Below are 13988 nucleotides of genomic sequence, written 5' to 3'. Positions count from 1 at the left end.
AGATACGACAATTTAGGCCGACATAATGCTTTGCAGGCTGATGTTTACACTGGTTTGACGGGGAGTGGCAGATGTGTTGATGTGCAGATTTCAGATGTGCAGATTGCTGAAAATATATAGCTACCAGGACCACTGAAAGCCTGCGGCAGAAGGTTTAATATCCCGCATCCAGTTTTTTTAACAGTTCGAGGCCTTCATTCCACTCTCCGTAACCCGCTGATACATTGATATGGCCGGCATCGCCAATATTCACAATTTCACTTCCCCAACTGTCTGCAAATAATGAGGCCCGTTCCCTGCTTACATAGAAATCATTGTTACTAAATACGGTTATTGATTTGAATGGTAGCTTGCCTAATGGCATCGGGGTAAAACCACTTGTGCCGGTTGGATAACTATCTGCTTCAGTATCGCTCGGCGCAACCAGTAATACACCCTTTATTGCAATGTTATATTGTTTTGCCCACGAGGCTATGGCTGCACAAGCCAGGCTGTGGCCAACTAAGATTACGTTTTCCGGGTCATAGCGGTTTACATAATCATTTATAGTTTTTATCCAATCGCTGCAAACCGAGGTTTCCCAATCCTGTTGTTCAATACGGGTAAAATTGAACTGTTTTTCCCAAATGCTTTGCCAATGTTGTTGATCTGAATTACCCAATCCCGCGTGTATAAGAATATCAGCGTTGAAAACCATAGTTTCGGTAAGATGTTAAATAACTTAATAATTGAAAGCTCAAGATAGGGATTTTAATCCTCGGTCATGAGTTTGAACGACCTTCAGCCACCTGTTTAATCACTTTATTCCTCTTTACCAACAATTGTGTCATATAGTTAGACAGGAACAGAAAGTTTACCGCTTCTCCCAATATTCCGCCCGGCGATTCGAACGTGAAAATATCCCGCATCATGGTTTGGTTAAGGATAGGATAAAAATAATGCTCATGCGTAAAGTTTTTGAAAGCACCCTCAACCTGGATATCGGTAAAGTAATTTGGATATTCCATTTCAGTGATCTTTGAGGTAAGGTTTTGCCATATGCCGAAATGCTTTGCCCGCCAGGTAACAGTTTCGCCGAGTTCAATCAAGCCGGTTGTACGCCCGGCAATAGCTCGTTCGCCAGTATGTTTTGTTGACTCTACATGTACATCAATGTTACGGGCAATGTCAAACACTCTTTCAACAGGCGCATTAATATGGGTAGCAAGCAGAATTTGTGATGGCATATAGTATAAAAAAGGCTGTCGTTTAGCGACAGCCCAAATATAGTGTTACGCATTACAAATAATCAGCGTAATCATCAAAATAAAAAAACAATCAACGGTTAAAATTCCGCATTCTTGGGGAATCTCGGGAAGGGGATTACATCGCGGATGTTGCCCATGCCGGTAACAAACAGCACCAACCGCTCAAAGCCTAAACCAAAGCCGGCATGCGGACAAGAGCCGAAACGGCGGGTATCCAAATACCACCAAAGTTCTTCGGTAGGGATGCCCATTTCGTTCATGCGCTGCTCAAGCTTGTCTAAACGTTCTTCACGCTGTGAACCACCTACAATTTCGCCAATGCCCGGGAACAGGATGTCCATGGCGCGCACAGTTTTGCCATCGTCGTTCTGGCGCATGTAAAACGCTTTGATCTCCTTTGGATAATCGGTCAGGATCACCGGCTTTTTAAAATGTTTTTCAACCAGGTAGCGCTCGTGCTCACTTTGCAGGTCGGTACCCCAGCCTTCAACAGGATAAACAAACTTTTTCTTTTTGTTTGGGGTAGATTCTTTCAGGATGTCAATCGCCTCGGTATAGGTTAGGCGCTCGAAATCGTTATTTAAGCAAAACTGCAGTTTTTCAAGCAGCGTCATTTCTGAGCGCTCGTTTTGCGGCTTGGTTTTTCCTCTTCAGTTAAGCGCTGGGTTAAAAATTCAATGTCATCGGCATTTTTATCCAACGCGTATTTGATCACATATTTCAGCATGTCCTCGGCAAGGTCCATGTTGTCAACCAGATCGTTAAAGGCTACTTCCGGCTCAATCATCCAAAACTCGGCCAGGTGGCGTGTGGTGTTTGAATTTTCGGCACGGAAAGTTGGGCCGAAGGTATAAATATCACTCAGGGCCATAGCGCCAAGCTCACCTTCCAACTGACCGGATACGGTTAAGTTAGTGGCACGACCAAAAAAATCCTGTTTGAAATCAATCTCGCCGGTATCAGTTTTCGGAATGTTATCCAGGTCGAAGTTGGTAACGTGAAAAGTCTCGCCCGCGCCTTCAGCATCTGAAGCCGTAATTACAGGGGTATGCAGGTAAACAAAACCCCGTTCCTGGAAAAACTGGTGCACCGCGAATGCCAGGCTGTTACGCACCCTGAAAATAGCGCCAAACGTACTGGTACGGAAACGCAGGTGGGCGTTTTCCCTCAAAAACTCAAGGCTATGCTTTTTAGGCTGGATAGGATATTTTTCAGGATCGCTGTCACCTAAAATCTCAATCTCAGTTGCAACAACCTCAACTGTTTGGCCTTTACCTAAAGATGCTATCAATTTACCCTGAACACTAAGTGCTGCACCAACGGTAATGCGTTTAAGTAATGCCGGGTCGGTATTTTCAAAATCAACAACTACCTGGATGTTATTATTAGTTGAGCCATCATTCAAAGCAATAAAGCGATTTGAACGGAATGCACGCACCCATCCTTTAACTGTTACATCAATTTCGGTTTGCTGGCTTTGCAGCAATGCTTTGATCTTAGTTCGCTGACTCATATCATGTATAATTTTTAGAGTCGCAAAAATACAATTAATTATGAAAGCGCACTTTGAAACATGAGCTAAAAAACATTAGCATGTTAACACGGAAAGATATATCAGGAGAAAAGGGGAAAAGGAAACCAGCGACTAAAAATGTAGCCGGGAACATGAAGTATCCCGGCTATTTCTTTTTGACGCTTACTTGTTTGTAACCATGATTGTGTCACGGAGTAACGTGTTTGTCGTCGCGCCGCCTACCATAATAGTGTCTTTGCTTTTATTCAATGACTGGTTGGTAATGCTTTTTTTGCACTAACACTGTCTTGTTTTGGGGCTACGCCATTTTTTTGGCAGCCAGCAAATAACAGAAGTGATACTGAGGCGGTTAATAATAGAGCTTTTTTCATAAAACAAATTTACAACTAATACGAATGATAATTAAGCTTAGTTACAATTAATATAAAAGTTAATATTTGAGCTTAGCTTTAAACTTGCCCTCGCTAAAAGTAACCTTGTCCGGATGACTTTCGGTTTGGCTATCAATTACTTTCAGAAAACGTAATTCGAACAATCCCTGCAGTATTTTATCGGCCTGGTTGTATGAAATTATAGTTACCGAACTAAGATGGGTAGGGTCAGGTTTGTATCCGGCTAACGGGGAGCCGTTTTTTGTAATGTGGTAATAGTTTTCGTTTGCTTTGAGGGTATAATACCCAACACCATCAAACACAATTTTAAAACCTACCTGCTCTTCTTCACCTCCAATGGTGCTTTTTGCTGATATGGTAATGGTATCACCCATTATATTCGAACCGGAAGGATTAGCCTCCCATTTGATGTTGTTTTTTTGCGCAAGCATAAAATCGGGTATGACCGGAAAATTACAGCAGTCCTTTTTTTGCAGGCCGAAAAAAGCAGGGCCACGGCTATGGCTAATATCAAACAGGGATATTTCATTGCTTTACTGATGACAGGTTAATAAATTGTACAGGAAATATAAAGATATTTAAAAGTAAAGCATATTATACGTGGTTTCAGTAAGTTTGCCGCTCATTTTGTTTTATCGCCCATGAATCCCAAATTGAGCCTCGTTATTGGCATTCTATGCATTTCTTTTTCGCCGATATTTGTAAAGCTTGCCGGGGTATCACCAATTGGTTCGGCATTTTACCGGGTGTTTATAGCCTGGATTTGTCTTGCCCCATTTTGTGTATTTAGGCAAAAACTTAAAATAAATAAAAAGCAATTGCTTATTTCCATAGCTGCGGGCATGGTTTTCGCCCTTGATATTGCGGTATGGAATATTTCGCTGTTAAAGATCAGCGCCACTGTATCAACCCTTATTGCCAACCTGGCCCCGGTTTGGGTAGGCCTGATGAGCTTCCTGTTTTTAAGAAAAGGATCAGGTCGGCTATTTTGGATAGGTACGCTCATTGCCATCGCCGGTATGGTTGTTTTGGTAGGTTATGAACATATTTTGCACATGGAACTTAATGCCGGCATACTGCTGGCTATACTCGCCAGTTTTTTTATGCTACTTATATCATGATCACCAAAAATATTATGGCCGGTATTGATGTGTTTAGTTTTATGTTTTACAGTATGCTGAGCGCCAGTATTTTTTTGCTGGTAGTCAATGGATCTATGCATAACGATATTGTTCATCTTTCTTTAAAAGTTTGGCTTTGCTTTATAGGTATGGGGCTTATTTGCCAGTTAGCAGGCTGGCTAACCATCAATTACTCGTTACGTTATCTGGAACCAACCAGGGTTTCCATTGCCTTATTAAGCCAAACGGTTTTTGCCGGGCTGCTGGCTGCTTTTTTACTGCATGAACGTTTAGGTTTTAATGAGATTGTTGGCAGTATAATTGTATTGGCCGGGATAGCAGTGACCTTTTTAAAACCACGAAATCGAAAAGCGAATACCTTGGTTTAAACGGGTTTAAGCGCAGTACAAATGAAGCTGTATCATATCATGATGTTAATATCTTCAGTTCGCTTCGGTCGCAACGATCGAAGTACGATTGTATAATTTTATTACTTTTTTAATACTTTAGTGGTATTTAATGTAACCCCATTGCTTTATTAAGTAGTTGATTATAAGTTTGCTGTGTTTAAATTATGGAATTTATGTTAACCCTGTTAACCCCTGTCATCGCAGTAATTAAATTGGTATATATCTCAGGATCTTAACTCAAAGCGTTAAACGGTAACTTGTCTCTTAAGGAGATTGAATTTTAAACAGCTCGTTATCAAACAAAACCGTATTTTAACGTTTTCGAATTACGGGCAACGATCTATCTTCCCTACATTTGCTTTAACTCATGATTCAAAAATCCACTATCGACCGTATTATGGAAGCCACCGACATTGTGGAGGTGATAGGGGAATTTGTGCAGTTAAAAAAGCGCGGGGCTAACTACGTAGGCCTTTCGCCTTTCGCGAATGAGCGTACCCCTTCGTTCACGGTATCCCCGGCAAAAGGTATTTTTAAAGATTTCTCAACAGGAAAAGGCGGTTCGGCTGTTACGTTTTTAATGGAGCTGGAAAAGTTCAGCTATCCCGAGGCCTTGAAATGGCTCGCTAAAAAGTACGGCATCGAGGTTGAAGAAACTGTTGAAGTTCCCGAAAACCGCGAGGAGGATCTGCGCCGGGAAAGCCTTATGATCGTATCGGCATTTGCTGCTAAGTTTTTTCACGAGGCCATGCTCGAAACGGAGGAAGGGCAAAGCATCGGTCTCAGTTATTTTAAAGAACGCGGCTTTACTGCCGAAACCATCAAGAAGTTTGAATTGGGTTACTCGCCCGATCAATGGGAAGCTTTTACAGGTGCCGCTATCAGGAACGGCTATAAAGAGCAGTTTCTGGTCGAGAGCGGTCTGTCGGTAAAGCGGGATAACGGGGCCTTGTTCGACAGGTACCGCGGTCGGGTAATGTTCCCGATCCATAGTTTTACCGGCAGGGTAATTGGTTTTGGCGGCCGTACACTAAAAAAGATAAAAACGTAGCCAAGTATGTTAACTCGCCCGAGTCGGAGATCTACCATAAATCAAATGTACTTTACGGCCTCTACTTCGCTAAAAAGGCTATTCGTGAGCAGGATAACTGTTACCTGGTAGAAGGCTATGCCGATGTACTTTCGGTACACCAGGCGGGGGTTGAAAACGTGGTGGCTTCATCAGGCACATCGCTCACTACTGAGCAGATTAAGCTCATTGCCCGTTTTACTAAAAACATCACCATATTATATGATGGCGACGCAGCCGGGATCAAAGCTTCACTGCGTGGTTTGGATATGATCCTGGAGGAAGGGCTTAATGTAAAAGTAGTGCTGTTTCCGGATGGACATGATCCTGATTCATTTGTACAATCGAAAGGGTCAAGTGCTTTTAAAAAGCACATCGAGGAAAATAAGAAGGACTTTATCCTGTATAAAACCCAGATCCTGCTTAAAGAAGTTGGTAACGACCCGATAAAAAAGGCTGATGTGATCCGTGAGGTTGTTGAAAGTATCGCCAAGATCCCGGATAGCATCAAGGCGTCGGTATTTATAAAGGAGTGTAGCGGCTTATTGCAGATAGACGAGCGCGCCCTTTTATCCGAGCTCAATAAAATGCGCACTGCCAAAGCCAAAAAGGAGGAGCAGCAGCGTCAGCAGCAAAACAACAGGTTTGCCGAAATGCCCGACGAACCCCACTTCTTTGATGAGCCTGTTGAACTTGAGCCACATGTTGCTAAAGACGATGCTTTTCAGGAAAAGGAAATTGTGCGTTTATTGCTGCATTATGGAAGCCGTATGATTGACTGGGACGGTATTGCCAATACCTATATAGGCCCGTTCATTATAGCCGAGTTGAGTGATGTTAGTTTTGATCATCCGGTTTGTAAGCAGATTACCGAAATTTACCGTCGCGAAGTAGAAAACGGTGTACTGCCGGATGAGGCTTATTTTATTCACCATAAGGATAAAGCTATAGTTGATTTAACTATTAACATGTTAGCCAGTAAATATTCGCTCAGTGAAAACTGGTACGAAATGCATAGGATCACGGTGAACGATGAGCAGGTTAATATGAAGGCAACTATTCTTGGTGCGATATTTCACCTTAAAAAGCATAAGGTTGGTAAAATGCTGGAAGACCTGCGAACTCAGCTTCAAAAAGCCGATACCGAGGCCGACCAGGAAATACTGCTTAATCAGTATATGCGTATGAAAAAGGTAGAAAAATCAATATCTGACTTTTTGGGCTCCGTAATCATAAAATAATGGCCCAACACCTTGAACTTGGCCGCACCGGCGAAGCATTAGCCAAAACCCACCTCGAAAAAGCAGGCTACGAAATTCTTGATGAAAACTGGACTTACGGAAAAGCTGAGATAGATATAATTGCTTATAAAGACAAGGTTATTATATTTACCGAAGTAAAAACCCGCACGGGCAATGGCTTTGGAGAACCCGAAGATTTTGTAGATAACCGTAAGCAAAAACTGCTGGCCGAAGCCGCCGATGAATACATCTACCTCATGAACCACCAGGGCGAAGTGCGGTTTGATATCATCGCTATTTTGTTTGACCGCAGTGGAAATTATATACTAAACCATATAGAAGATGCGTTTTGGCCTTCGGCCACATAACACTTATGAATAATAAACTAAAGCTATTTTTTGCCGCCCTTGCCCTAATGGCCTTCGGCTGCAGCTGTAACCATAAACCTGATAGCTCGGCTACAGATTATACTATCACCCCCGACGCCGGTGCAAACTACAAAGCCGGCGATAAGATCGACATCAAAGTAGGCTATCGTACAGGCAGTAAAGTTGATTCGGTAGTTTACCTGCTCGATTCCGTAAAGTTCGCATCCAGTAAGGATACTGCAGGTATCAGTCTTAAAACGGATACCATTGGCCTGGGCATCAGGATAATCACGGCTAAGGTTTATGAAGGCGGTAAAAGCAATGAGGTATCAACCAATGTCTTGTTATTAGCAGCAAAAGCCCCTGCCAGGTACACTTATAAAGTTGAAAAAGTTTTCCCTCATGATACCGCTGCATATACCGAAGGCCTGCAGTATGTTGATGGTGTTTTATACGAAAGTACCGGAGACTATAAACACTCATCCATCCGCAAGGTTGATTTGAATACAGGTAAGGTTTTACAGGAAACCAAGCTTGATGAGAAATATTTTGGTGAAGGCCTCTCGGCTATTGGTGATAAAGTAGTGCAGCTTACCTGGAAGGAAAAGGTAGGGTTTGTGTACGATAAAAATACATTGAAGTTGCTTAACAACTTCACCAACAACGTTGGCCCCGAAGGTTGGGGGATGTGCTATGACGGAACAAAATTATACATGGATGATAGCACCAACCGGATCTGGTTCCTTGACAAGAATGATTATCACCAGATAGGCCACATTGATGTGTGTGACGATAAACAACAGATAGATTCGATAAACGAACTGGAATACATCAACGGTAAGATCTATGCCAACGTTTATCAAACCGATAACATATTGGTGGTCAATCCTAAAACTGGTGCGGTGGAGCAGATAATAGATATGAAAGAGATTTACCCGGTGGCAAGCCGTCCGCAGGACAGGGACTGGAATAATAACGTGCTAAACGGAATTGCCTGGGATGCCAAAGGTCAACGCCTGTTTGTTACCGGTAAAAAATGGCCGCATTTGTACCAGGTTAAGTTTGTGCCGGTTCCGTAAGCCTTGGCCCCTAACAGAACCATAGCTTGAATTAGTATTTTTATAAAGCGAAACGCCCGGATTATCCGGGCGTTTCGTGTTTTAGTTATTGAGCAGTTGCCAGCCATATCGGTTCATAAATTCTTCAACCTCATCACTGAATGATTTCTTTTGATGATGATTTTCCTGATTGTTAATATAGCTAATGACTGTTGATACCTGTGATTCACTTACCGATACTGCAAAGTAGTCGTCCTGCCAACCGAATTGTTGTTTTATTAGTTTGTTCTTATTTATCCAAAGAGATGATTCTCCTTTAATTAGCTGGCTTATTTTGGCAATATTTTGATCTTTTCCTAAAGAAATAAGGCAATGGATATGATCGGTATAGCCATTAATCGCTTGTAAGAATATCCCTTTCTCTTTGCAGTTCTCTATGATGTATTTATGTATCTGGTATCTTATGTTTTGAGTAAGCAAGGGTTGTCTGTCTTTAGTTGCAAATACCAAATGGGTCCAGATTTTTACAAATGACATGGTTTGTCCTAAATGTATGGTTATTTTGGCTAAAGCCACTTAGCACCTGGCAACTTTATCCGTTGGTTAAAACCAACGGTAATGAAAACAAGATTTCGAAAAGGCTTCTTTCAACCAATAAATAGGAAATTGCTCGACTGCGTTAATTCTCTATAAAAAGAAAATTCATTGCCGTTGGTTTTAACCAACGGAACAAAAAAAGCAACATGAGGCGGCTTTAGCCGAAATCGCCAGAAAAGGTTCTACTAAGCACTCAGTTTTTTAACAACACCCCCCGGAAAATCCGGTGGGGTGTTGTTAAAATATAAAACTTCCCCCTTTAGGAGGCTGGGGAGATTACCTCCACGCTTTATATTGATTGATTAGTCCATTAGTTGATGAATCATGGCTGCTGATCTCAGCGTTATCTTTTAGTTCAGGAAGGATTTTGCCGGCAAGTTGTTTACCAAGCTCAACACCCCACTGATCAAAGCTGTATATGTTCCAAATGATGCCCTGGGTAAAAATTTTATGCTCATACATGGCAATCAGCGCGCCTAAAGTGTATGGTGTGATCTTTTTAATCAGGAACGAGTTTGTTGGACGGTTGCCTTCAAATACCTTGAACGGAGCTATTTTAGCTATTTCCTCGTCAGATTTTCCGGCAGCTTTTAGTTCTTCAATAACTACCTCTTCGGTTTTACCGTTCATTAAAGCTTCGGTTTGAGCAAAATAGTTTGACAGCAGCATGTTGTGATGTTCGCCCAGTGGATTGTGAGATTGTGCCGGGGCGATAAAATCGGCAGGGATCAGTTTAGTGCCCTGGTGAATCAATTGATAAAAAGCGTGCTGACCGTTTGTACCAGGTTCGCCCCAAATGATCGGACCGGTAGAGTAGTCAACATCTTTACCATTACGGTCAACATGTTTGCCATTACTTTCCATATCGCCTTGTTGGAAATAAGCAGAGAAACGGTGCAGGTATTGGTCGTAAGGTAAGATAACATTGGTTTCGGCCTCAAAGAAGTTGTTATACCAGATACCGATCAGTCCCATAATAACCGGGATGTTTTGGTCAAATTCGGCAGTTTTGAAATGATTGTCAGTCGCGTGGGCACCGGCAAGCAAATCGGCAAAGTTTTCAAAACCAATGCTTAGGGCAATTGACAAACCGATAGCGCTCCATAAAGAGTAACGGCCACCAACCCAGTCCCAAAATTCAAACATGTTTTTAGTATCGATGCCAAATTTTTCAACAGCTGCTGCATTGGTTGAAAGAGCGGCGAAGTGTTTAGCTACATCGGCCTCAGTAGCACCGCTGGCCAGGAACCAGTCGCGGGCGCTGTGGGCGTTGCCCATAGTTTCCTGGGTAGTGAAAGTTTTTGAAGCCACCAGGAACAGCGTAGTTTCAGGATCAACTGCTTTCAGGGTTTCAACTATATGAGTACCATCCACGTTACTTACAAAGTGGAGGTTCAAATGATTTTTGTATGCTTTTAAAGCTTCAGTAACCATTACCGGGCCAAGGTCTGAGCCGCCGATACCAATATTAACCACATCGGTAATAGCTTTGCCGGTATAACCTTTCCACTCGCCCGAAATGATGGCTTCACTGAAGGCTTTCATTTGGTCAAGCACTTTATTTACATCGGGCATAACATCTTTACCATCAACATAAATAGGAGTGTTGCTGCGGTTACGTAATGCGATGTGTAATACCGGACGGCCTTCCGTAACGTTAATTTTTTCGCCGGAATACATGGCGTCTATCGCCTCTTTTAATGAACATTCTTTGGCCAGCTGTATCAATAAAGCAATGGTTTCATCATCGATACGGTTCTTTGAATAATCAAGCAGGATATCCTCAAACTGGATCGAGAACTTATTAAAACGCTGGTCGTCAGCATCAAACATTTCTTTCAGGTTTTTTGATACAATATCAATGTAATGATCTGTAAGATATTTGTAAGCCTGGGTTGTTGTAAAATCAGTAGTTGGCAGCATAATTGTGTTGTTTTTCAACAAAAGTAAAAAGTTAATTGTTAGATAGTCATTAAATAAATTATTAGCCTGTCTTAGTGTTGTTTAAACACGGCCGGCATAGTGTTGATTTTACACTTGAAAATTATGAGAATTACAAAAGAATTACAAATATATTTTGAAGTTTAAAATTTTTATTTAATATATTTGTGTCGATGGTAATCAAATGAGGTATTTATCATCAATTTGTAAATTTACTTTAAAAACACGTATTACTATGTTCGAAAAACTGTTTTTGCTTGTAAAAGATAACGCCGGGACGGCTGTTATCAACAACCCGGTGATTCCTGCTAAATATCATGAAGCAGTGATCAATGAAGCTTCAAGTTCAATCATTGAAGTTTTAAAAGGCCAGCTTGAAAGCGGCAAGGTGAAGGAACTTATTAAATACTTTCAGTTCTCGGGTAGTTACAACAATTCATTAGTATCGAGCATAACCAACCGCTTTGCAAATAAGCTTAACACTTTTTACAGTATTGACCCGGCACATGCGTTAACAGTTGCAAAGGCTCTGATCCCAACTGTAATGAATGAACTGATTAAGGAAACAAAAAGCGGCGAAGCCAAAGAGTTTGCTTTGGGTACTATGTTAACTAAACTGAACGGTAACCGTACCGATCTGAACCCGCTTGTGAACAACCTGATGGTTGCCTAACATACTATTACATCTGCCTAATGAACAGGCCTGCCGATTGTTAAACAATTTGCAGGCCTTTTTATTTATAGCAATTTTTCAAATTATATATATTTGCCGCATGACTAAAGAACAAGTTCAGGATTTAAGGGATAGAGTAACTTCCCTGAGGAGGCATCTTTGACATTGATAAGAAGCTGGAACTATTACATGAAGAACAGGAAATAACCATCGGCCCGCATTTTTGGGATCATCCTAAAGAGGCCGAAAAAGTACTGGCGTCCATCAAAGTTAAAAAAGTATGGACGGATGCTTTTCAGAAGGTGGTATCGGTTGTTGATGACGCCGGCGTGCTTTTTGAATTTTACCAGGGCGGTGATGCTACCGAGGCCGAAATGCAGGAACAATATAATGCGGCTTTAAAAGCCGTTGAAGAGCTTGAGTTTAAAAATATGCTCTCGGCCGAAGAAGATCAACTAAATGCGGTGCTTCAGATCACGGCGGGTGCCGGTGGTACCGAAAGCTGCGACTGGGCCGGCATGCTCATGCGTATGTACATTATGTGGGGCGAAAAGAACGGTTATAAAGTAACCGAGCAGGATTACCAGGAAGGCGACGTGGCCGGCGTAAAAACCGTTACCCTGCAGTTGGAAGGCGAGTTTGCCTATGGCTATCTGAAAGGTGAAAATGGGGTACACCGCCTGGTGCGCGTATCGCCTTTTGATGCTAATGCCAAACGTCACACCTCTTTTGCCTCTGTATATGTTTATCCCCTGGTTGATGATACCATTGAGATTGAAGTAAATCCGGCCGATATCGAATTTGAAACTTTCCGCTCGGGTGGTGCCGGTGGTCAGAACGTGAATAAGGTAGAAACTGCCGTGCGTTTATATCACAAGCCATCGGGCATCATCATCAAAAACCAGGAATCGCGTTCGCAATTGCAAAATAAAGATAACGCCATCCGCTTGCTTAAATCACAGTTATACGAAATTGAGATGCGCAAACGTATGGAACTAACCAATGCTATTGAGGGCAATAAAAAGAAGATAGAGTGGGGCTCACAGATCCGTAACTATGTTTTACATCCATATAAACTGGTAAAAGACCTCCGTACCGATCACGAAACTTCCAACGCTGCGGCAGTGCTCGATGGTGATCTGAATGATTTCCTGAAAGCCTACCTGATGGAATTTGGCGGGCCAAAGAGTTAAAAATAAGAAAGTAAGGTCATGCCGAATTTATTTCGGTACCCCACATGCCGTATACCGTCCGTATGGCGTAGGCCAGGTAAGTGGGGGCCTGAAACAAGTTCAGGATGACGGTATAGTATAAAAAACGGAGTATCATTTCTGATACTCCGTTTTGTTTTTGGAAGATTAATTGTATTTTGGACACATCCAATTTGCCTTTTAAAAAATATGAAAACCTTCTTATCTGCCTTAGTCTTGACAGTTATAACATTTGTATCCTTCGCACAGGAAAAACCGATGCTGCTTTATCCTAAAGGTGTTCCCAATTCAAAAAAAGCCCCGGCAACTTATGTTGAAAAAACAGACAACAGGAGCTGGATCACCATGGTAACTGAGCCAACGCTAACGCCTTACCTGCCCGAAAAAGGTAAAGCTAACGGCGCTGCCATTGTTGTTTGCCCTGGCGGTGGCTATTCAGGACTGGCTTCAGATCATGAAGGTAAAGCCGTAGCACAAGCCTTCGCTCAAATTGGCGTAACCGCTTTTGTATTAAAATATCGTTTACCAAGTGATGATATTATGGCTGATAAATCTATCGGTCCGTTACAGGATGCGCAAATGGCCATATACACCGTACGTAAAAATGCCGCAGAATGGAATATCAACCCATCTAAAATAGGAATTATCGGTTTTTCGGCAGGGGGCCACCTGGTATCAACGGAAGGAACTCATTTTGATAAACCGGTTATTGAAGATAAAGAAAACATCAGCGTACGCCCTGATTTTATGATGCTGATCTATCCTGTAATTTCTTTTGGTGAATATGCCCATGTTGGCTCGAGGGAAAACCTAATAGGTAAAAACCCATCAGCAGCGCAGTTAGATCTGTATTCGAACGAAAAACAGGTTACTGCCAATACCCCGCCAACATTTTTAGTGCACGCCGAGGATGATAACGTAGTACCAGTACAAAACAGTCTGTTATTTTATGATGCCCTGTTAAAAAACAAAGTAAAGGCCGAAATGCATCTTTTCCAGGAAGGCGGTCATGGTTTCGGCATGAACAATTCTAAAAATAAAGGCAAATGGTTTGAATGGGCTGCCGCGTGGCTGGAGGAGAATGGCTTTTTGAGCGGGAAGTGATCCGGGACAACTAATTTCTTCT

At 42.1% G+C, this 13988-nt stretch carries 14 protein-coding genes and 1 pseudogene; 9 read left to right on the top strand and 6 right to left on the bottom strand.

The genetic code is table 11. The features are described from left to right. Nucleotides 1-154: 154 nt before the first annotated feature. From ACRQ5D_RS04255 to ACRQ5D_RS04240, 4 genes and pseudogenes are all read right to left on the bottom strand, one after another. Complete coding sequence (locus ACRQ5D_RS04255) at nt 155-697, bottom strand: RBBP9/YdeN family alpha/beta hydrolase (protein ID WP_091171967.1); 543 nt, start codon at nt 695-697, stop codon at nt 155-157. Nucleotides 698-761: 64 nt separating this feature from the next. Further along, nucleotides 762-1226 (bottom strand): SRPBCC family protein, encoded by a 465-nt coding sequence (locus ACRQ5D_RS04250; RefSeq protein ID WP_091171969.1) that lies wholly within the window; start codon nt 1224-1226, stop codon nt 762-764. 98 nt (nt 1227-1324) lie between these two features. Beyond that, nucleotides 1325-2760 (bottom strand): annotated as a pseudogene (gene asnS / locus ACRQ5D_RS04245) (asparagine--tRNA ligase). Between the two features lie 451 nt (nt 2761-3211). Beyond that, nucleotides 3212-3604, bottom strand: a complete 393-nt coding sequence (locus ACRQ5D_RS04240; protein WP_431199131.1) for a DUF6252 family protein — start codon at nt 3602-3604, stop codon at nt 3212-3214. A gap of 210 nt (nt 3605-3814) precedes the next feature. Here ACRQ5D_RS04240 and ACRQ5D_RS04235 point away from each other — a divergent pair, with 210 nt between their 5' ends. The 6 genes from ACRQ5D_RS04235 to ACRQ5D_RS04210 all read left to right on the top strand — a co-directional run bounded on the left by ACRQ5D_RS04235 (nt 3815) and on the right by ACRQ5D_RS04210 (nt 8461). Next, the gene (locus tag ACRQ5D_RS04235; protein WP_432328475.1) at nt 3815-4294 is read left to right on the top strand and encodes a DMT family transporter; all 480 of its coding nucleotides are present in this window, start codon (nt 3815-3817) and stop codon (nt 4292-4294) included. After that, on the top strand, nt 4291-4683 hold the full coding sequence (locus ACRQ5D_RS04230; protein WP_432328474.1) for a DMT family transporter: 393 nt from the start codon (nt 4291-4293) through the stop codon (nt 4681-4683). Before ACRQ5D_RS04235 ends, ACRQ5D_RS04230 begins: the two co-directional genes overlap by 4 nt. A 388-nt stretch (nt 4684-5071) precedes the next feature. Next, nucleotides 5072-5755 carry a DNA primase gene (locus ACRQ5D_RS04225; protein WP_432328473.1) on the top strand — a complete coding sequence of 228 codons (684 nt, stop codon included), beginning with the start codon at nt 5072-5074 and terminating at the stop codon, nt 5753-5755. Between the two features lie 158 nt (nt 5756-5913). Further along, a complete protein-coding gene (locus ACRQ5D_RS04220) occupies nt 5914-7014 on the top strand; it encodes a toprim domain-containing protein (protein ID WP_432328472.1) in 1101 nt (366 codons plus the stop codon). After that, nucleotides 7014-7382, top strand: coding sequence for a YraN family protein (locus ACRQ5D_RS04215; protein ID WP_091171976.1), 369 nt, complete (start codon nt 7014-7016; stop codon nt 7380-7382). The genes ACRQ5D_RS04220 and ACRQ5D_RS04215 overlap by 1 nt, the downstream gene beginning before the upstream one ends. A 5-nt stretch (nt 7383-7387) precedes the next feature. Next, nucleotides 7388-8461, top strand: coding sequence for a glutaminyl-peptide cyclotransferase (locus ACRQ5D_RS04210; RefSeq protein ID WP_432328471.1), 1074 nt, complete (start codon nt 7388-7390; stop codon nt 8459-8461). A gap of 81 nt (nt 8462-8542) precedes the next feature. Here ACRQ5D_RS04210 and tnpA read toward each other — a convergent pair whose 3' ends face one another. Together tnpA and pgi are read right to left on the bottom strand one after the other, a co-directional pair. Then, complete coding sequence (gene tnpA / locus ACRQ5D_RS04205) at nt 8543-8977, bottom strand: IS200/IS605 family transposase (RefSeq protein WP_091171978.1); 435 nt, start codon at nt 8975-8977, stop codon at nt 8543-8545. Nucleotides 8978-9313: 336 nt separating this feature from the next. Next, a complete protein-coding gene (gene pgi / locus ACRQ5D_RS04200; RefSeq protein WP_091171980.1) occupies nt 9314-10960 on the bottom strand; it encodes a glucose-6-phosphate isomerase in 1647 nt (548 codons plus the stop codon). A gap of 253 nt (nt 10961-11213) precedes the next feature. Between pgi and ACRQ5D_RS04195 the strand changes: the two genes are divergently transcribed. The 3 genes from ACRQ5D_RS04195 (at nt 11214) to ACRQ5D_RS04185 (ending at nt 13966) form a co-directional block, all read left to right on the top strand. Further along, the gene (locus ACRQ5D_RS04195; RefSeq protein WP_091171982.1) at nt 11214-11651 is read left to right on the top strand and encodes a hypothetical protein; all 438 of its coding nucleotides are present in this window, start codon (nt 11214-11216) and stop codon (nt 11649-11651) included. 100 nt (nt 11652-11751) lie between these two features. Continuing rightward, a protein-coding gene (gene prfB, locus ACRQ5D_RS04190) for a peptide chain release factor 2 (RefSeq protein ID WP_129571506.1) occupies nt 11752-12844 on the top strand; the annotation gives its coding sequence in 2 pieces (ribosomal slippage) (nt 11752-11811 and nt 11813-12844; 1092 coding nt in all). Nucleotides 12845-13078: 234 nt separating this feature from the next. After that, a complete protein-coding gene (locus tag ACRQ5D_RS04185) occupies nt 13079-13966 on the top strand; it encodes an alpha/beta hydrolase (RefSeq protein WP_431199130.1) in 888 nt (295 codons plus the stop codon). The last annotated feature ends 22 nt before the right edge of the window (nt 13967-13988 follow it).

Source organism: Mucilaginibacter sp. P25 (assembly GCF_050859465.1).
GTDB lineage: Bacteria > Bacteroidota > Bacteroidia > Sphingobacteriales > Sphingobacteriaceae > Mucilaginibacter > Mucilaginibacter gossypii.
Note: the sequence above shows the minus strand (reverse complement) of the source record. Positions and strands in the feature narration are given on the sequence as shown.

What these genes read in the sequence shown, in the direction of transcription:
- ACRQ5D_RS04255 (WP_091171967.1), bottom strand. Translation starts at nt 697, where the DNA reads ATGGTTTTCAACGCTGATATTCTTATACACGCGGGATTGGGTAATTCA.
- ACRQ5D_RS04250 (WP_091171969.1), bottom strand. Translation starts at nt 1,226, where the DNA reads ATGCCATCACAAATTCTGCTTGCTACCCATATTAATGCGCCTGTTGAA.
- ACRQ5D_RS04240 (WP_431199131.1), bottom strand. Translation starts at nt 3,604, where the DNA reads ATGCTTGCGCAAAAAAACAACATCAAATGGGAGGCTAATCCTTCCGGT.
- ACRQ5D_RS04235 (WP_432328475.1), top strand. Translation starts at nt 3,815, where the DNA reads ATGAATCCCAAATTGAGCCTCGTTATTGGCATTCTATGCATTTCTTTT.
- ACRQ5D_RS04230 (WP_432328474.1), top strand. Translation starts at nt 4,291, where the DNA reads ATGATCACCAAAAATATTATGGCCGGTATTGATGTGTTTAGTTTTATG.
- ACRQ5D_RS04225 (WP_432328473.1), top strand. Translation starts at nt 5,072, where the DNA reads ATGATTCAAAAATCCACTATCGACCGTATTATGGAAGCCACCGACATT.
- ACRQ5D_RS04215 (WP_091171976.1), top strand. Translation starts at nt 7,014, where the DNA reads ATGGCCCAACACCTTGAACTTGGCCGCACCGGCGAAGCATTAGCCAAA.
- ACRQ5D_RS04210 (WP_432328471.1), top strand. Translation starts at nt 7,388, where the DNA reads ATGAATAATAAACTAAAGCTATTTTTTGCCGCCCTTGCCCTAATGGCC.
- tnpA (WP_091171978.1), bottom strand. Translation starts at nt 8,977, where the DNA reads ATGTCATTTGTAAAAATCTGGACCCATTTGGTATTTGCAACTAAAGAC.
- pgi (WP_091171980.1), bottom strand. Translation starts at nt 10,960, where the DNA reads ATGCTGCCAACTACTGATTTTACAACAACCCAGGCTTACAAATATCTT.
- ACRQ5D_RS04195 (WP_091171982.1), top strand. Translation starts at nt 11,214, where the DNA reads ATGTTCGAAAAACTGTTTTTGCTTGTAAAAGATAACGCCGGGACGGCT.